Source organism: Nonomuraea sp. NPDC048882, from assembly GCF_040649755.1.
Classification (GTDB): domain Bacteria; phylum Actinomycetota; class Actinomycetes; order Streptosporangiales; family Streptosporangiaceae; genus Nonomuraea; species Nonomuraea maheshkhaliensis.
The window spans coordinates 757,351-775,761 of record NZ_JBEZGB010000004.1 but is presented as its reverse complement, the minus strand read 5'-3'; the positions used below and the strand labels follow the sequence as shown (position 1 = coordinate 775,761).

Genomic DNA, 18,411 nt, shown 5'->3' with positions numbered 1-18,411 from the left:
GGTGAACGATCGGCACGTGGCGCTCATCAGCGCTTTCTACGACGCTCTGGGGCGCGCGGACTACGCGGCCATGGAGCGCTGCTACCACCCCGAGGTCAGCTTCGGCGATCCCATCTTCCAGGAGGTCGAAGGGCGGGACCGGGTGATGAGAATGTGGCGGCTGCAGCTCGGCGTGCGTAACGGGCTGAAGTCGGAATACCGGGACGTCACCGCCGACGGCCGCAGCGGCGCCGCTCACTGGACCGCCCGCTACACCTTCTCCAGCACCGGACGTGAGGTCGTCAACGAGATCGACGCGCTGTTCAGGTTCGACGACGGCCTGATCGTGCGCCACCACGACGAGTTCGACTTCAAGCGGTGGTCGAAGATGGCACTGGGCCGGCCCCACGGGCTGCTGTTCGGCTGGACGCCGATGTGGCGCAAGACCATCAGAGACCGCGCCACCCAGCAGCTCGACGAGTTCCGTCCGTCATAGTCACGACAGTGGAGGTTTCATGGCCAGGGTGAAGGGGTTCAGGCGCGGCGCGGACGCACGCGAGGAAGCGCCGGAACACTCGATGGACCCGCGAGCCGCAGAAGAGCCTCCCTACCGTCCCACCGTCATCGACAACGCGATCTACCAGAACGGCGAGCGGGTCGACAACCCCGGCTCGCTCGCCGACGCCTTCGAACGCCTCAAGCAGATGCCCGACTCCATGGCCTGGATCGGGCTCTACCGGCCGAAGGAGTGGGAGCTGGTCAAGCTCGGCGAGGAGTTCGAGCTGCACGAGCTGGCGCTCGAAGACGCCATCGTCGGCTCCCAGCGGCCCAAGGCCGACCGCTACGGCGACACCCTCTTCGTCGTCCTGCGCGCCGCCCGTTACCTGGACGAGGCCGAGGAGGTCGCGTTCGGCGAGCTGCACATCTTCATCGGCCCCAACTTCGTCATCACCGTACGCCACGCGGAGGCCCCCGACCTGGTGGCCGTGCGCAAACGCATGGAATCCGACCCCGACCTGCTCCGCCAGGGCCCGCAAGCCGTCCTGTACGCCCTCCTCGACGCCGTCGTCGACGGATACGCGCCGGTGGTGGCCGGGCTGCAGAAGGACATCGAGGAGATCGAGGTCGAGGTCTTCAGCGGCGACCCGTCGGTGTCGCGCCGCGTCTACGAGCTGTCCGGCGAGGTCATCGAGTTCCAGCGGGCCACGGCGCCGCTGATCGGCATGATCAACGGCTTCATGGCGGGGGCGCGGAAATACGGGGTGGCCGAAGAACTGCAGAGCTACCTGCGCGACGTCACCGACCACGCGATCACGGTGACCGAGCGCATCTCGTCGTTCCGGCAGATGCTGCAGAACATCCTGATCGTCAACTCCACCCTGGTGACGCAGGCCCAGAACGCGGAGATGGCCCGCATGACGGAGGCCAGCATCCAGCAGGGCGAGGAGGTCAAGCGCATCTCCGCCTGGGCCGCCATCCTCTTCGCCCCCACCCTGGTCGGGACCATTTACGGGATGAACTTCGACTTCATGCCGGAGACGCATTGGGTGCTCGGCTACCCGTTCGCCATCGTCCTCATGGGCGCCGTCTGCCTGATCCTCCACCGGGTCTTCAAACGCCGCAACTGGCTGTAGATTTACCCCGATCACCCGACATATCCACCATTCCGAAAGCAATAGCCGCCGAAATCACCCCCAAAAAACCCATAACCAGAAACGCCTGCTTGACGAGCGGCTCCCTCCCCCCAGCTCTTCTGCGGAAATCACCTCGATCTCCTGCACTCCGCAGCCGACCTCCGGTTACCATTCCATCGGCTCGGCTTGCCCGTTCCACAGAACGAATGAGATCAGGCGATGATGGCGACGCGGGAACAGATCGACGCCGCCCGGCGGCACATTGAACAATTGCGGGACTATCACGCGAATGACGTGACCGCGCTTATCCGCCTGGTGGACGACGGCGCGCTCAAAGGCGCGTCCGGAGACCGGCTCGCCGCCGATCTGCGCGCCTGGGACCGCGGCTTCAAAGACCGCTTCACGCGCGCCCTCTCGCTCCTGGACTCACTCCGGCCGAGCGACCACGGCGCAGGAGGAGTTCCTCGATGAGCCCCATGGTCGGCATCGATCCCGCGCTGATGACCCGGCTGATCGACGGCATGAAGCGGGTCAGCGGCATGATCCCGGACGTCGACCTCCAGGTGGAGCGGGCCCTGACGTCACTGGGCGTCCCCCTGTGGGGCCCGTCGCCGCTGCGCGACATCAGCCGCCAGATGAGCGACCTGATCCCCTCGCTCCAGGGCCGTCTCGACCTCATCCTCGCCGAACCGGACCGCACCCCCGGCGCGGGCGGCACTCTCTGGGCCAACGAATCGAACTGGCTGTCCAGCTCACCCGCCGAGGGCGCGGCCACCGCCAAGACCATGGCCACGAAGCTGCGCGAACAGGTCACGAGCCATTCCCTCGATCCCCACCTGGTGGCCGAGATCGAACGGCACAAGAACGACCCGTACTTCGCCGTGGCCTTCGCCATGGAGATACCACCGCGCGAGTTGAAGGCGTTGATCAACGCGCTCTACGGCGCCGGCCTCTCCGCATCGGCCCGCCCGCTCCAGCGCGACGTCCAGACCCAGGACAGACTCCTCACCATGCTCAGCACCATCCTGGGCACCGCCTCACGGGGCGCGGGCCGGATGAGACTGCCGGACGGTTACGCCGATCAACTGGTCGACGGGATCGAGAACGGGCAGGACGCGTTCGCGGTGAAAAGGCTGCTCCAGGACGCGGAGTTCGATCACACGTTCCTGCTCACGGTGGTCCGGAAACTTTACGACAAGGACCTGGCCCACCCACCGGACCCGAGCCTCCCGCGAGACCCCTGGGCACTGCCCGGCCCGAGAGACGCCGCCCCCGGCGACCTCAGCCCCATGGGCGCCGCCCTGGTCGCACTCGCCCACCACTCCGCCGTCGCCCAGGACTTCTTCACCGACCCTCAGCGGCGCCCACTGGCGTACCTGATGCGCAAGCACCACTGGGACGGCACCGCCGACGCGGACCTCGCCTGGGCCATCAAGGCGGCCGGCACGGAGTTCCGCGATCACGATCTGCCACCTGGGGGGTCACGCGGCTACAAGTCCGCGTTGATCGCTTCGTGGGCGGTCCACTTCTGGAGCGACCCCAAGGTACAGAAGAACCTCCCGAACACCCGCGGCAACCTCGGCACGATCTTGGCTCAGTACACCGGGGACATTCATCGTGCCACGCGCGCCTTCACGCAAAGGATGCCCGGAGTCGTGACAGGGCCGGACGCCAACAAGAACCTGATCGGCGCTGAACCCTACGGAGCCAAGTTCAACTCCATGAGCCTGAAGCGGGCCATGACATGGGCATTCGAAGACCCGGACGCCTTCAAGACGGTGATCGCCGCGCACGGGCAGTACTCCACCGAAGTCCTGGACGAACTGGGCGCCGAAATCGCACGGAAGGTGACGGCCGATTTTGAATCTTGGCACAAATCACATCCGGACGCCACAAAGCAGCATGTCGCCACCATGCGTCAGAAGCTGCTCGAATCGCGTATGAGCGGCAGCGAAGGTGGCGAGTTCGCCCAAGCAGTGCGAAACCTTAGCATGACAACTTATGCGCTTACTGACGCAGTCAACATCGCCAGCATCGAGGCGGCGAAACGAGACGATGCTCGTTTCGCCATATTCAAAGAGGTAAGCGAGAAAGTGGTCGGCCTGGCGCCAGGTCCGCAGGGAAAGTTCATCGGACTCTTGGCCGACGAAGCCAAGGGGAAGATCTTCGGACAGATCAAGTCCACCAATGAGGGGCGGGCACGCACAGATGCGGACACCGCCCTCGGAGCCGCACAGCACATGTTCACCGACCTCACCATGGCAGCGATGATGCGCCATCGCCTATTCGGGGACGAGGAGGAGCCGCCGGAGACGCACCCTTACTTCCACCAGGATTTCCGCCCCGGCGCAGAGGGTCATTTTCTGGCCGACGGGAAGCTCATTCCCTGGGCGGAGATGAACAACAGCCAACGGGAGGACTACGAGGAATGGCTGACCTTGAATGGCATCGGCCGCGTCTTCAGCCAACCAGACGGCGCCATCGCGGACGGCTTCAACGCCGCGAAGGATCACTATTCCGGGGGGAGCGCATGAGGAAACGGCTCCTTACGATCGCCATCGCGATCCTTCCTGGAATAGGGGCGGCATGTACCGCTTTTCCCGACGTTCCCCCCGATACCCGACCACTAGGAAATGTCACCGCCGCACCACAAGAATGCGGCCTGATCTCAGCGAGCGCCATCAAAATCGCCACAGGCCTCAGCCGCTACAAGGCTTCCAGCACCAGGAAAGATCCGAGCCAGCGTTTCACATCATGCACGATCAGTGACGACGGAACTTCAGCAGGCGAGCGAGGACTTCTGATCGAGCTTCTCGATCCATCAGAGAACGACGCGGAAGACCTCGAGAACACCAGACTGACCACTCAAGCAAAGCAGCTACCCGACGGGGTGGGTCCGGGATTCGCCGGACGACGAAAGAATGCCCAGAACGAAACCATAGCGTTCGTCTACGGATGGACACCCGATTACCAGCGCCTGCTCATCGTCAGCATCCTGCAAGGCACGCAGAACAGAGATTCGCTGGCGGACGCGACCCAATTTTTCCGACAACTCAAACCTGTCCTGCTGGACGATCCCGAGTAAGCGCCATTTCAGGTTCTCACCCAATGTCGAGTGCACGTTCAGCACACCGGATCAGCGAGGTCGTGTGACCCTATAGACCACTCGTGAAAAGCCCGTCCTGCGACTCCGCACGCCTGCTCTTTCGTGTGCGCATGCGGCACGATCACCGTCAGTACGCTCTGTGCCTCTGGTGACAGGACCGTGACGTTCTCCGCGGTGCGTAAGTAGCCGATTGAGATCAGGCCCGGCCGTATCGCCTCTCCCTCCCCGGGGAAATGCAGGAGTGTGACGAGGAAGCCTTCATCGTCGCCCAGTATCACCGCCCCCTCGCTCCGGGACAGGAGCTGGAGGGAGGGGTCGAGGTGGAAGGTGCTGCGTAGGGTGCCGGAGGCGACCGTGTCGTGTATCGCCATCCAATCGGGGCCGTGGTTGATCAGGATGCGGCGGGTTCTGCGGACCCCGTACGCCTCGTCGGCGAGGTCGAAGGACTGGCGGGACGGGGTGATGGAGGAGGAGAGCAGGTGGGTGGGGGTGCCGGGGTCGAAGGTGCCGGTGGTCGGGATGGGGACGTTGTGGGCCTCGGGTGAGCGGGTCCAGGTGACGTAGCCGGTGCGTTCGTAGGAGTGGAAGCCGGTCTCCACCAGGATGCGGCGGCCCTGGGCGGAGTAGGTGATGCCGAGGTGGTCCTCGTGGCCGTGCAGGCGGCGGCCTGGGCCGAATCTGATCGAGTAGTAGGCGGAGTCCGGGTCGTTCCAGGCGGTTCTGCCGAAGACGTAGCCTCCGTCGAACACCCGCACCGTCGGCCCCGAGTGGGGGAAACCGTCCGCACGGGTGTCGGCGGGGCTGTCGCCGATGGGGACGAGGTGGCCGTCGGGCTGGGTGGCGTGCGCCACGTAGGTCTCCAGGGCGCGCCGTCTGGCCAGCAGGCGTTCGGAGGGCTCGGCGCCGCTCTCGCGGATGGCGCGCAGGGCGACGCCGAGGCGGCGGTGGACGTAGAGGCCGTAGCGGGGGGCCTGTTCGTGCAGGACGCCCTGGGCGTCGATGGCGAGTTCGGCGGAGGTGGTCATCCTGCGTATGGCCAGGTCCCGCCAGCGAGCCCGGCCCAGGCGGCAGCCGACGAGGAGCAGGGCGATGTCCTGGTCCAGGCCGTGGTTGTGGCCTTCGCGGTAGAGGGCCGGGTTGGCCAGGACCTGCCCGTGCTCGGCCAGGGAGTCCCACAGGGCGGGTGTGCGTACGTGTTCGCTGAGGCAGACCAGGGCGGGGGCGCGTAGCGCGACGGCGTGTTCGGCCCACGCCCACGGGCTGACGCCGGCGCCGTCCCGGGGGTTGGCGCGCAGCCACTGGGCGGTGATGTCGGCGGCGCGGTCGAGGCAGGCTCGCTCGCCGCTTTGCTCGTACGCGCCTACCAGCCGGCCCATCCAGCGCAGGGCGTGCAGGTTGAGTGCCCAGGAACGGTTGCCGTGCGGGTTCGCGGTCCAGTCGATCTCGCCGGTGCCGAGGTCGACCGGTGGCAGGCCGACGAAGGTCACCTGGCCGCGCATCACCTCCTCCACCTTGATTCCGGGGAACTGGTCGCTCAGGCAGATGGCCTTGCCTGAGGTCGTGCGGGCACGCCAGAACACGTCGCCATGCTCCAAGTGGTGAAATTTCGGGATATGCACGCAGGCCAACCCTGCGCAGGGCCGGCCCCGTGCCGAGGTCGCCTGTGCGGGTCCATCCAGCCCCCTGCCAGGGTCACCCGCCCTCTACCGGGGTCGCCTGTGCCGGTCCATCCGGCCCTGCCGGGGTCACCCGTGCGAGGTCCACGTAGAGGGCTGCTGAGGCGGGTGGAAGGGAGGTCAGGGTAGGTTCGGCGGGCCTTGGTCGGTCCAGCCGGCGGTCAGGATGAGTTCCGAGCGGCCGCCCTGGCCGCTGTCGGCGCTGGACAGCACCTGCGAGGAGGCCGGGTCGATGATCAGCGTGCGCCGGACCCCGGAGGGCAGGGCGTAGGCGAACGCCTGCCCGCCGCGCCCCCGCGGGTCCGTGGCGGCCCCCAGGTAGTGGACCTCGGGCAGGTCGGCCAGGGCCCGGTACGCGGCGGCGCGCACCCCGGGGGCCGAGGGCTTGGTCCACAGCAGGCCGCTGAGCGCGTCGGCGAGCAGCGCGCGTGAGCCGCCGGGCAACATTGCGGCCACGTGGTCGCGCAGCGCGCCCGCCTCCGCGGGCAGGGCCTGGATCTGCTCGTACGTCATCCCGCGCCCGCCCACGCTGAACGGCGACCGGCCGGTGACCCGGCTGACCCGGCCGCGTTCAAAGGTCCACGCCCGGCCCTGCGCGTTCACCCAGAGCTCGGTCTCAGGGCCGCCGTCGCGCTGCTTCCTGACGTGCCAGTACGCGCCGCCAGAGCCACCGGAGCCGCCGGAGCCGCTGGACGTGGCGGAGGCGGCGGAGGCGGCGGCCGTCAGCAGGATCGAGCGGCCGGGGGCCGGCGGCGGGTCGCCGGCGGGGAGCACGGTCAGCAGGATCGCCGTCAGCGCCACAGTGGCGGGGATGGCCAGCCAGGTCAGCCGCCCGCGCCGGCGCCTGGCCGCCACCTTGCGCCACACCCGGTGCCGGGCCCGCGGGTCCTCGCGGGGAGTCCCGTACAGTTCGCGGATCAGCTCATCCATGGACGGCCACCTCCCCGAGCAGAGCCCGCAGTTTCCTTCTGGCCCGGTTCAGCCGGGAGCAGACGGTGCCGTACGGGATGCCGAGCGCCGTGGCGATCTCGTCGTGGCTGAGCCCGGCCAGCGCGACCAGCAGCAGGACGTCGCGGTCGCGCCGGTCCAGCCCGGCCAGGGCGGCGGCCAGTTCCGGCCGCAGGCTCTGGGCGCTGACCCGTACCGCGACCGTCTCCTCATGCCCGGGCGCGTCGGTGTCGGGGGCGCAGCGGGCGAGCGCGCGCAGGGTGCGGGCCTCCAGGCGGCGGTGCTTGCCGACGAGGTTCGTCGCGATGCCGTACAGCCAGGCCCGCACCCCCGCGCGGGACGGGTCGTACTGGGCGCGCTTCCTGAACGCGGTGAGGAAGGTCTCGGCCACGATGTCCTCGGCGTGGTCTGGGCCGACCCGCTGGGCGACGTAGGCGTGGATCTCGCTGAAGTGCGCCTCGAACGCCGCCTCGAACCTCGCCTCGTCCGCCAGTGTGCCCGGCGCACGGGCCGCCCAGGGCATCATGGCCGCGATGCTCTCCCCTGTCATGTGCAACCTTCCGGTGTATCGGTGCTCATGACTAATCACCCGATACGCCGATTCGGCTTCACGCCCCCGTCTCCGCGCTGAGGAAGCGGTGGACGTCGGCGATCTCCGCGTCGAGCGCCCCCTCAGGGAGTTCGCCGAACGGTTCCACGCTCGCGCGCGTGCCCTTCCGCGTCCACACGCCCTCGATCAGGCCGTCCACCAGGACGACGGGCCGTAGGACGCCGCCTCCGGGGAAGACCTTCCGCGCGTGCTCGGCGGCCAGGTTCGGCGTCCTGTCGCGCCAGCCCATCAGGTATTCGTCGAAGGCGGGGGCGAGCCGGAGGAAAGGTTCTGTACGTGGGACAGGCGCGGGGGCCGCGTTCATGGCCCAGGCGGCGCGGGCCTGGCCTAGTGGGAGTCCGGACCAGGCGGCGAGGTCCTCGGGGGCGGCGGGGTGGTGGGCGTGGCGGTAGCGGACGGCCAGCTCCTTCAGGGCTCGTTCGCGGTCGGGCTCGGGCGTGACGGGGGTGCCGAGCCAGTCGGCGGTGTGGACGTACGTGGGTTTGCCCGCGTGCGACGGGCCCAGTACGGCCAGGCCGTGGTGGGCGGCCAGGGCCACCAGGTGCACGACGCCTTGGCCGCGGGCCCGGCCCGCGAGACGTTCCTCCAGGTCGGCCTTGGTGAGCGGGCCCTGGCCCGCGAGGGCGCGGTCGATGAGGGCGAGCAGGTCGTCGCCGGTGACGCCCTCCTCCGCCAGTCGGCGGGTGGCGTTCGTGGCGCTGCTGGTGAGGGCGTGGATCCAGGGGAGGTCGTCGGCGTGCACGAGGTGGAGGGTGCCGCGCGGGCCCCACGTCCTGACGATCTCGCGGGTCTGTACGGCGGCCTCGACGTCGGCCCTGGTGAGGGTGGCGGAGCGGGCGCGGAAGGCGAGCTGGGCGGAGGGCATGTCCTGGGCCTGGACGGCCGTCAGATGGCGGACGATCTCGCCCGCCGTCAGTCCGGGAGGGCGGTGCAGCAGCTGGGCTTCGACGCTTCTCATGGGCTAACGGAGAAGGAGGCGGTCGCGCAGGCGGGTGGTGAAGGGGGTTCGGGCGCGGACGATCCGGCGGATGGCGTCGCTGTGCCGCCAGGCTTCGGTGGCCGCCACGTCGGTGCCGGTTTCGGGGGCGTACCGGACGAAGTTCGAAATTTCGGCCAACGGCCGAAGATGGGGTGAGATGTCGGCAGGTTGGCGGGACAGCACGTCCTCCGCCGTCAGCGCGGGCTCGTCCCGCAGCCCCAGGTCGTCGCACGTCTGCCGCCACGCGCCGAGCACCCGCCGTTCCGGCTCCTGTGCCAGGCGGCGGCCACGCCTGCGCCGCCACGGCACCACGACGATCACCGCCGCATACGCCACCAGCAGCCCGCCCGCCGCCACCGCCGCGATCACCCACACCGGCGGGCCGGAATCGGCCTGCTCGCCGTTCCCCGTGGCCTGCGGTCTGGACTGCCGCGCCCGGTCGCTGCCGCCCTTGGCGAACTCCCCCTCCAGCTCCTCGCTCTCCTCGATCGCCGATGAGACGACCTCGTGGTCGTCCTTGGCCCCGCTGCGTCCCGGCGTCGGATAGAACGGCCGCCAGCCCAGCCCCTCGAACTCGATCTCCGCCCACGCCATGACATGTCCGGACTTAACGTGGTACACCCCGCCGGACGCCTGCCCGGGCCGGAACCCCACGACCACCCGCGACGGCAGCCCCAGAGTCCTGGCCATGAGCGCGAACGTGGCCGCGAACTGCTCCGACGTCCCCCGATGAGTGGTCTGCAGGAAGAACTCCAGCCCCTTGAGCGAGTGCCCGGGAGGCGCGGTGACGTCGTAGCTCGCGCTCGTGCGCAGGTAGCTCTGCAGACGGTACGCCTGCTTGATCGGCGCGTCGGCGCCCTTGACGGCCTGCTGGGCGAGCCGGCGGAACAGCCGTTCCTGGGGGCCGTCGGGGAAGGCGGTCAGGGCGGGATCGCGTACGGGGGTGGCGGCGAGCAGGTCCTCCTTGGACGGCTTGGGCACCCGCGAGGTCACCTGGTAGCCGAATCCCTTGCCCGTCTTCCCCTCGGCGACGAGCAGGGCGCCGCTGCCCGGGTCCACCGCCAGGCCGCGTACGCCGGTGACCTTCTCGGGGCGTTCGGCGGCGGGCAACCAGGTGCCGGGCAGGCCGCCGAAGGTCACCTTCTGGTGGACGACGTCCGCCGCGCCCGTCCACTCACCCTCGGGAACCCGGCCGCCGGTGGGCTGGAAGCGGGCGCCCGAGGTCCAGCGGACGCCGTCGTACCGGTCGAGCACGGCCAGCCGCCAGTTCTGCGGCTTGTCGGCCCTGACGGTGAACAGGTCGCGGTCGGGGATCTGCAGCCACGCCGAGACGCGGTCGAGCGGGCTGACGCTGTCCACGCGGGCCGGCGGCGGCAGCTCGACGTCGTTCCTGGGGTTGTACGGCTGCGCGGCCATCGGCAGCAGCGGGCCCGCGACCAGCGCCAGCGCGGCCAGGGCGGCCGCCGCGGGAAGGCCGGTGAGCAGCCAGACGGGCGAACGGCCGTCGCGCAGGAGGGCGAGGGCGGCGATCAGGACGAAGAGCGCGGCGGCGACCGGGAGGTTGGAGCCCTCGCCGTCCACGCCGAGCAGCAGCGCCACGCCGTAGACGGCGAGGGCGGGCAGGGCGGCGGCGATCCTGGTCCTGGTGCGGGTCAGGATCTCCGCGCCGATGGTGGCGGCGGCCCAGACCAGGGTGTGCACGAGGACCAGCAGCCGGGGTTCCGGCTGGGCGGGCAGGAGGGTGGTGAGCAGCGTGTGCCAGGCGCCGGCCACGTCGGCCAGGACCGTGGGGGTGAGGGCCTGGTAGAGGGGGACGGTGCCGGCCAGCCAGAGCAGCACGTCGAGGGCCAGGGCCAGCCAGAGGGGGCGGCGGTGGGCGAGGGTGGCGACGACGGCGGGGGCCAGGGCGGCGGGGACGACGGCCAGGAGCAGCCCGTCCGACGGGAAGACCCGGTGGAACCCCCATCCGGCCACGGCCGCGATTGCCGCCACGACACCCAGCCCGGCCACCCGCCGCCACACCGGCCCGTCCGCCCCGCGCCCCCGCCGCTCGCCGCCGTCCCGGGTGTCCGCGCGCCGGTCACCGCCGGACGCGGCCCGCCGAGCGCGCCCACGGGACCCGGCACGGTCGTGCCGCGATGACCGCGACCCCGCCGCCCGCTCACCACCGCCCACGCCGCCGGGCGCCGCGCCACCGCCGGGCCCACCGGCCGGTGCCGTCCCGGGTCCGTGCCCGCCCGAGCCGGGCGCGCCCATCGGCGTCGCCTCATGAGCGGGTACGCCGCCCACGGGCCCGTACCCGGGCGCGCCGCCGGGCGGCCGAGCGTACTCGGGTGCAGGGCCAGGCGGCGGACCGTATCCGGGTGCGGGACCGGGCAACGGTGCAGGGCCGGGCGGCGGAACGGGTCCGGGCGGCCGGCCAGGCGGAGGAGGTGGGCTGCCGAGGGTCTGGTCGGTCATCGGGTGCCCCACGCCACCGGCAACTCCTCCAGCGACGAAACACGCACCACCGACACCCCGGGCGGCGCGGCAGGTGCGGGGCCGGAGCCGACGTACACGCAGATGACCCGGTCGAAGCGGCGCCGCACCCCCGCGACCCGCCCCACCTCCACCGGATCCCCTGTCACCAGCACGAGCGATCCCCCACCCCGCGCCGTCCGCAGCGCCTCCGCGACCCCGGAGGAGCCCCCGGGAGAGGCCCCGGAAGGTCCCCCCGAAACACTCGCCTGGACCAGCGCGAGCCGGTCCAGGACCGCCTCCGCGTCCGTCCGGGTGTCGGGCAGGGGCCCGGCGTCGGTGAGAAGGCGTACCGGGAAGCCGGAACGGGCGGCGGCCACCGCGACCGAGGCGGCCGCGTCCACCGCCGGCTCCGTCAGCCCCCGCGTGTCGAGCAGCACCGTCGTGATCGGCAGGCTGGCGTCGATGAGCTGGCGCACCATCAGCGTCCCCGTGCGGGCGCTCGACCGCCAGTGGACGTGGCGCAGGTCGTCGCCCACCACGTACTCGCGCAGGGTGTGGAAGGTGACCGTGCCGCTGGGCGCGTTGTCGCTGGTGGGGCCCTCCAGGTGGTGGGCCTTGCCGGACGGGGGGACGGGCAGGGGGACCGTGCGGGGCCGTACCAGAAGAGTCGCGGGGCGACCGTACGAGCGGACGCGGCGCGTCAGCCCGAACGGGTCGGCGCGCACGAGCGCGAGCGGCCCCACCGGGATCTCCCCGCGCGTGCCGGTCGGCAGCGGGTACGAGACCGTCCGCGTCGCCCCCTTGGGCAGCCTGGGCAGGTCGACGGTGTGCTCGTCGGCCCCGATCCGGTCCTGGGCGCGCAGTCCGGAAAGGCCCCGGCCGCCGAGGTTGGCCACGTTCAGGACGGCGACGGCGGCCTCGCCGCGCGGCACCTTGACCGGCGTGACCTCCCTGTGCACCTCCAGCCGCGGCTTCGGGGCGGTCCAGGCCAGGGCGGCGGCCAGCGCGAGCAGGGCGCCCGTGGCGAGCACGACGGGCTCGGGGTAGCCGAGCGCGAACCCGGCCCCGTACAGGAGGACGGCGCCGGCGAGCGTGCCCCGGCCCAGCGGCGTCAGCACCGCCATGAGCCGCACCCTAGGCCGCCTGCGGCACCGGCATCCCGGCGAGGATCTCGCCGAGCGCGGCGGCGGCGGTGACCTCGCGCAGCTCGGCCTCCGGGGTGAGGATCAGGCGGTGCGCCAGTACGGGGACGGCCAGCGCCTTGACGTCCTCGGGCACGACGAAGTGCCGTCCGGCGGCGGCGGCCTTGACCCTGGCCGCGCGCAGCAGCGCCAGGCTGCCGCGCGGGCTGGCGCCCAGCCGCAGGTGCGGGCTGGTACGGGTGGCGCCGCACAGCGCCACGATGTAGTCGTAGACCGGATCGGCGACGTGGATCCGCGAGGCGAAGTCGATCATCCCGGCGACGTCGGAGGCGCGCGCCACCACCGGCAGCCGCTCGACCTGCGGCCCCGTCGGCATGCCCTTGAGCACCTCGACCTCCGACAGGTGGTCCGGGTAGCCGACGGAGATCTTCATCAGGAACCGGTCGAGCTGGGCCTCGGGCAGCGGGTACGTGCCGTCCATGTCGACCGGGTTCTGCGTGGCCACCACGAGGAAGGGTCTGGGCACCGGATGCGGCTCGGCGTCCACCGTGACCCGCCGCTCCTCCATGACCTCCAGCAGCGCGGCCTGCGTCTTCGGCGAGGCGCGGTTGATCTCGTCGGCGAGCACGATGTTGGCGAAGACGGGCCCGTGGTGGAACTCGAACTTCTGGTGTGCCTGGTTGAAGATGGACACGCCGGTGATGTCGCTGGGCAGCAGGTCGGGCGTGAACTGGATGCGCCGCCACTCCGCGTCCACGCTGGCCGCGACGGAGCGGGCGAGGGTGGTCTTGCCGGTGCCCGGCACGTCCTCGACCAGCAGGTGCCCCTCGGCGAACAGGCAGACCAGAGCCAGCTCGATGGCCTCGTGCTTGCCGCGGATGATGCGTTCGATGTTGCTCGCGAGCAGCTGGAAGCGCTGGGCGAACTGCCCGGCCAGCTGCGCGGGCTGCTGCTGCGCAACCTGCTGGGCCGCCTGCTGCTGCGGCACCTGAGGCTGCTGCTGGTACGGCTGCGCGGTCTGGTCGAACTGGTCCCCGTAGTTCTGGTCCCCGTAGTTGTACTGGTTCAACTGAGTTCCCCTTCTCAGTCGGTGCACTCGAACAGGGGCCCCTCGGGGAAGCCTCCGTCCGGAGTCGCCACCAGGGTGTCGTTCAGGTAGCCGTTGCCGTACTGGCTCTCGATCCGGTTCCAGATGTCGCTGGTCCTGCCGGTGGACGAGTCGGTGTACGAGGCTCCCTTGACCTGGCAGATCACGGTCAGGGTGATGTACTCCTTCTGCGGGATGGTTCCCGCCTTCACGCCGGCCGACGGGGTCGTGCGGATGATCGTGTTGGTGTCCTCGTTGCTGGCGTTCTTGTACTGCTGCTTCGGGTAGGCCAGGTCCACCTCGGTGGTGGCCACGTCGGGGCTCTCTCCCGCCGCGTTCCTGGCCTTGAGCTTGAACGTGTGCTTCTGGTTGTTCTTCAACCCCTCGACGGTGAACGAGGTGCCCTTGATCGCGTCGTTCGTGGCGCCGCCGGTCAGCTCGTACGTGGTGGCGTCGTCGGCGCCCTCGGGGGCGTTCCAGGTGAGCTCCGCGCCGCGATTCCTGGCCTTGGCCGCGAATCCGGTCGGCGAGCCGGGCGCCACGCAGGGCTTGGCCTCCGCGCTCGGCTCGGACTCGACCTCGCCGCCCTGCCAGTGCGCGACCACGGTGAACGTGTACTCGCCTGTGCAGCTCCCGCCGGTGAACTCGAACCGGTACGGCCCGTCGGCGCCCACCGACTGCGGCACCGACCTGCCCTCGCCGGAGGTCTTGAGCGTGTACCGGTCGACCTTGCCGCCCGCGGACGGGCTGAAGGTGACGGTCACCTTGCCCGGCCCCGACCTGGCGGTGACGCCGCCGGGCGGCGCCGGCGCGCTCGGCGTGGGGGTCGAGGACGGGGTCCGCGTCGGCGTCCGCGTCGGCTCGCGGGTCGGCTCGCGGGTCGGCTCACGCGTCGGTTCGCGCGTCGTCGGCGGCACCGGGGCCCTCGTGGTGGTCTCGACGGGATCGGTCTCGGGCGGGGTGTCGGTCCGCGTCGGGTCGGTGCGCGGCGTCTGCTTGGGTTTGGGGGTGCTGGTCGGCCCCGGTACGTCGGAGTCGTCCTTGGCGATGTCGTGCTTGCGGCCTTCCGGGTCGATGACGATGGCCTTGTCGCCGTTCTCGTCGTTCGCCCACAGCAGGCCGTCCTTGACGAAGACGTCCACCGGGCCCGGCTCCTGGGTCACCCTGAGCGTGGAGGGTCGGCCGCCGTCCGCGCTGTCCCAGACGATCAGGGAGCCGCTGGCCTGGTCGGGCACGTACACCTTGGTGCCGAGCACCTGCGGCGTGCCGAGCGCGGCCGGGTCGCCGGTGCTGAACTTGGTGCTGAGCACGGCGTTGGAGGCGGTGTCGATCACCACGAGCAGCCCCGAGTCGCCGGGCGTCAGGATCGGCACCAGCGAGCCCTCGGTGGCGGCGGGGGTGAGCGCGCCGCCCTTGGCGGCCTGGGAGACGCCCTTGGGCAGGGTGATCTCGCCGACGCCTCCGTCGGACCCGATGACGGTGGCGGTGGCGGCGCGGCTGTTGACGACGACGGGCAGGCCGCCGGCGATCGTGACCGACAGCTCCTCGCCGGGCTCTCCGACCTTGACCGGGGCCGCCGCCGTGCCCTCGGCCACGGGTACGACCTCGCCCTTGGCGGTGACCGGCACCCACAGGCGGCCGCCGCCGTCGATGCGGGCCGCGCCGAGCGGGGCGGGCAGGGTGAGCGCGTTGCCGACGGTGTTGAGCGTGGCGGGGTCGAGCTGTTGGATCCGGCCGGCCGCAGGATCGACCGCGTAACCCGTGCCACCGGACACGGCCAGTTGCAGGCCTGCCGCGCCGAAGTCGCGGGTCTGGGCCACGCTGAGCTGGCTCGGCTCGATCCGGCTGACGTAACCGGTCCGGTCGTCCACGAGCAGCACGTCGCCGCCGTCCTGCACCACTCGCAGCTGACGGCCGGCCTTGTCGTTGAGGTAGCCGTCCACCTCGCCCGACAGGCCGTTGACGTGCACGATCTTGCCGCTGGCCTTGGTCCAGAGCCACGCGCCGACGTCGGCCAGCTTGGGGTTGGCGCTCGACACGCCCACGCCCAGCCACGCCGCCACGGCGACCAGGATCGCGGCCAGCGCGGCGGCGACCAGTGCCGTGGCTCGATCGCCTCGGAGCATGCGCACTCGTCACTCACCCCGGTTTGTACGATTACTGAGTGTTTCGCCCCCGTGTTATCGGGCATCACCCTAGCGCCCAGGCGTCCCGTACGCGTACGTACTCGCTGGTATACCTGTGGTTCGGCTGGACTCGGACTGCGCGCGGACTGAGCTCGGATTGGGCTCGGATTGGGCTCGCGGTGCGGGCGTGCCAAGAGTGTCGGTGTGAAGCCGTACCTTAGTGCCCGTGTCCGAACAGCCCCTGACCCTCGACTCCGTCCTCACCGACGAGGCGGTCCTGTCGACCTACCGCCGCATGTTCGCCGCGCTGGCCCGTGACAGCGGGGCGGTGGTCGACGATCCCGCCCTGGTCGACATCGCCGAGACGCTGTTCGCGGCGTTCGCGGAGGCCGGCGAGGAGTGGCTGACCCACGAGCAGATGCGCTTCGCCTGCCGGGCCCATCCCGCCGACCAGTTCGACAACCGGCTGCGCGTGCTCAAGGGGCTCGGCGCGATCCGCGAGGTGTTCCCCAAGCCCAACCAGCTCCGTTACCGCGCCTCGTTCACGAGTGTGGTGGGGCTGATGTTCATCCGGCGGATGATGGACGACGGCGGGCAGTCGGAGATGCACCGGCTGCTCGCGCTCGAAGACCTCAACGTCGCCGATCCGCGCACCACGATGGAGGAGGCCAGGCAGAGCGCGCTCAACCTGGCGCGGGCGTTCCGGCTGTGGGCGCTGGAGCTGATCACGCTCACCACGGGCACCATCGAGGAGCTGCGCGAGCAGGCGCCCAAGCTGTGGGGCACCGAGGAGATCGCGCGCAGGGCGCAGAGCCTGCACGGCACGATCCTGACCCGGTGGCCGGAGCTCGACCGGGTCTGCACCGACCTGCGGGCGGCCATCTACGCCTACAGCGACGCCTCCCGCCGCGCCGCCGGGCGCCTGGCCGACTCGGCGGGCACGACGCGCAACCTGACGCTGCTGCCGACGGAGACGTGGCGCACGTTCGCGCAGACGGCGTCCAGGGAGCGGCTGGCGGCGGTGCTCGACGGGTTCGTCTTCGACGCGCCCGCGCCTTGGCACGATCCGGCCGCCATCGCCCGCGCCGTCGACGAGGCCCCGCGTCCCGCCCCCGCGCAGCCCACTCCCCCGCGTTCCAACCTGCCCGACCCCGGGCCCGAGTCCTCGCTCGACTCCTCGCCGGGCGCGGCGCTCGAACGGTTGACCCAGATGGCCGAGTCACTGCTGGGCGAGGCCGACCGGGTCGCGCTGGCCGACGTGCTCGGCTCCGACTGGCCGTCCGCGCGGCGGGTGCTGGCCGACCTCACCACCGTCGACCTGAGACCCGAGCTGCCCTACCGGCTGGCCTGGGCCGACGGGCTGAGCGTCGATCCTGAGCGTGAGCCCGCGTGGCTCTCCCACGGTTACCTGGAGCGGGTCTCATGAGCGCCGATCGGCGGGCTCACGCCGTCGCCCACGCGCGGGTGCGGTCGGGCGGGCCGGCCCGGCTGGGGGCCGGAGTGGCGGCGGCTCCCGGCATGCTCCGGCTGACCAGGCCCGACTCCACCGGCGAGGCCGTGCCCGTGTGGCCCGACGGGGTGACGCCGTCGCTCCTCGACGAGCACCAGGTGCCGCCCGTCTCCGTGGAGCGGTCCGGGGAGACCAGGCGGGTGCTGGCGGCGGTGCTCAAGTGCTGCTGGCGCGACCAGTCGGTGGATCCGTGGCCGGGCGAGCCCGCCCCCGTGGAGCTGGTGCTCGACACCTACCGCGAGCTGATCGGCCGCACCGACGACCTGATGCGCAACTGGGCGCGCGGCGCGCTGCGGCGGCTGCACGACTCCGCCTGGATCGTCGTCGACGACGGCGTGGTGCTGCTCGGGCCCAGGTGCGCACTGTGGCCGGTGGAGTCGCACGCGCAGCTGCAGGAGCTCGTACGCCGGCTGCCCGAGCCCGAGCGGCCCGAGCTGACCGTGGTCGGCGACGCCGACATCGTGGCCGCGGCCGTCCCGCACCCCGAAGCGCCCGCCGGGGCAGGGGGCCGGGCCGAGGGCGGGGCGGCCGAGTTCGACGACCTGCTCAGCGGCTACGACGAGCGGCGGCGGGCGGAGCTCGTGGCGGCGTTCATGGTGGTCGAGCACGCGGCGGAGCCGGTGCAGGAGGTGCGGTTCGCGGCCCTGCGCGATCCGGCGCTGCGCCACACGCTGGGCGAGATGCTGTCCAGGCGCGGCCGTACGCTGATCCAGCACCGTGAGCGCTGGACCTCCGGCTACGACGACGCCGTCGCCGCCGAGCTGGCCGGCTTCGAGGGAGAGAGCACGCGGCTGGGCGTGAGCGAGCGGGCGGTGCTGACGCTCGTGCTCGTGCACTCCGTGGCCATCCCGCGCGCCGAAGGGCTGCTGCCAGAGGACTCCTGGCTGTCGCCGCACCCGACCCCGGTCGACGAGCTGCGCCGCCACACCCAGCTGCCGATCGGCGAGCTGGAGGCGGCGTTGCGCTCGCTGCGGCACGCCGGGCTGATCGGGCAGGTCAAGGCGGGCGAGGAGGCGGGGGGCTACGTGCCGGGGCCGCAGTTCCACCGGCTCACGCCGGCGGCCAGGCGGCGGTTGCAGGAAGAGCTGATCCTGGCGGCGGGGCCGAACACGCCGCTGGCGGCGGCCGTACTGGCGCGTAGATCGGCGAAGTGA

Annotated in this window: 15 protein-coding genes; 7 read left to right on the top strand and 8 right to left on the bottom strand. The window is 71.2% G+C overall.

The features are described 5' to 3' along the window. The first annotated feature begins 1 nt into the window (after position 1). From AB0C27_RS17815 to AB0C27_RS17795, 5 genes are all read left to right on the top strand, one after another. Positions 2–475 (top strand): nuclear transport factor 2 family protein, encoded by a 474-nt coding sequence (locus AB0C27_RS17815; RefSeq protein WP_357844874.1) that lies wholly within the window; start codon positions 2–4, stop codon positions 473–475. A gap of 19 nt (positions 476–494) precedes the next feature. Continuing rightward, positions 495–1,613 (top strand): magnesium and cobalt transport protein CorA, encoded by a 1,119-nt coding sequence (locus AB0C27_RS17810; RefSeq protein WP_357844871.1) that lies wholly within the window; start codon positions 495–497, stop codon positions 1,611–1,613. A gap of 219 nt (positions 1,614–1,832) precedes the next feature. Further along, positions 1,833–2,084, top strand: a complete 252-nt coding sequence (locus AB0C27_RS17805) for a hypothetical protein (protein WP_357844868.1) — start codon at positions 1,833–1,835, stop codon at positions 2,082–2,084. Then, positions 2,081–4,147 carry a hypothetical protein gene (locus tag AB0C27_RS17800; protein WP_357844865.1) on the top strand — a complete coding sequence of 689 codons (2,067 nt, stop codon included), beginning with the start codon at positions 2,081–2,083 and terminating at the stop codon, positions 4,145–4,147. Before AB0C27_RS17805 ends, AB0C27_RS17800 begins: the two co-directional genes overlap by 4 nt. Beyond that, a complete protein-coding gene (locus AB0C27_RS17795) occupies positions 4,144–4,698 on the top strand; it encodes a hypothetical protein (protein ID WP_357844862.1) in 555 nt (184 codons plus the stop codon). The genes AB0C27_RS17800 and AB0C27_RS17795 overlap by 4 nt, the downstream gene beginning before the upstream one ends. Before the next feature lie 38 nt (positions 4,699–4,736). Here AB0C27_RS17795 and AB0C27_RS17790 read toward each other — a convergent pair whose 3' ends face one another. The 8 genes from AB0C27_RS17790 to AB0C27_RS17755 all read right to left on the bottom strand — a co-directional run bounded on the left by AB0C27_RS17790 (position 4,737) and on the right by AB0C27_RS17755 (position 15,747). Then, complete coding sequence (locus AB0C27_RS17790; RefSeq protein ID WP_357844859.1) at positions 4,737–6,299, bottom strand: heparinase II/III family protein; 1,563 nt, start codon at positions 6,297–6,299, stop codon at positions 4,737–4,739. A 216-nt stretch (positions 6,300–6,515) separates the two neighbouring features. Further along, entirely contained in the window at positions 6,516–7,325 is an 810-nt protein-coding gene (locus AB0C27_RS17785) for a hypothetical protein (protein WP_357844856.1), read from the bottom strand. Beyond that, on the bottom strand, positions 7,318–7,893 hold the full coding sequence (locus tag AB0C27_RS17780; protein ID WP_357844853.1) for an RNA polymerase sigma factor: 576 nt from the start codon (positions 7,891–7,893) through the stop codon (positions 7,318–7,320). Before AB0C27_RS17780 ends, AB0C27_RS17785 begins: the two co-directional genes overlap by 8 nt. Positions 7,894–7,951: 58 nt before the next feature. Beyond that, entirely contained in the window at positions 7,952–8,911 is a 960-nt protein-coding gene (locus tag AB0C27_RS17775) for a winged helix DNA-binding domain-containing protein (RefSeq protein ID WP_357844850.1), read from the bottom strand. A gap of 3 nt (positions 8,912–8,914) precedes the next feature. Further along, on the bottom strand, positions 8,915–11,221 hold the full coding sequence (locus AB0C27_RS17770) for a DUF3488 and transglutaminase-like domain-containing protein (RefSeq protein ID WP_357844847.1): 2,307 nt from the start codon (positions 11,219–11,221) through the stop codon (positions 8,915–8,917). 167 nt (positions 11,222–11,388) lie between these two features. Continuing rightward, a complete protein-coding gene (locus AB0C27_RS17765) occupies positions 11,389–12,516 on the bottom strand; it encodes a DUF58 domain-containing protein (protein ID WP_357844844.1) in 1,128 nt (375 codons plus the stop codon). 10 nt (positions 12,517–12,526) lie between these two features. After that, positions 12,527–13,603 carry a MoxR family ATPase gene (locus AB0C27_RS17760; RefSeq protein ID WP_357844841.1) on the bottom strand — a complete coding sequence of 359 codons (1,077 nt, stop codon included), beginning with the start codon at positions 13,601–13,603 and terminating at the stop codon, positions 12,527–12,529. Positions 13,604–13,617: 14 nt separating this feature from the next. Continuing rightward, a complete protein-coding gene (locus AB0C27_RS17755) occupies positions 13,618–15,747 on the bottom strand; it encodes a fibronectin type III domain-containing protein (RefSeq protein ID WP_357844838.1) in 2,130 nt (709 codons plus the stop codon). Between the two features lie 226 nt (positions 15,748–15,973). Here AB0C27_RS17755 and AB0C27_RS17750 point away from each other — a divergent pair, with 226 nt between their 5' ends. Next, positions 15,974–17,173 carry a hypothetical protein gene (locus AB0C27_RS17750; RefSeq protein WP_357844836.1) on the top strand — a complete coding sequence of 400 codons (1,200 nt, stop codon included), beginning with the start codon at positions 15,974–15,976 and terminating at the stop codon, positions 17,171–17,173. Next, a complete protein-coding gene (locus AB0C27_RS17745) occupies positions 17,170–18,411 on the top strand; it encodes a hypothetical protein (protein WP_357844833.1) in 1,242 nt (413 codons plus the stop codon). Before AB0C27_RS17750 ends, AB0C27_RS17745 begins: the two co-directional genes overlap by 4 nt.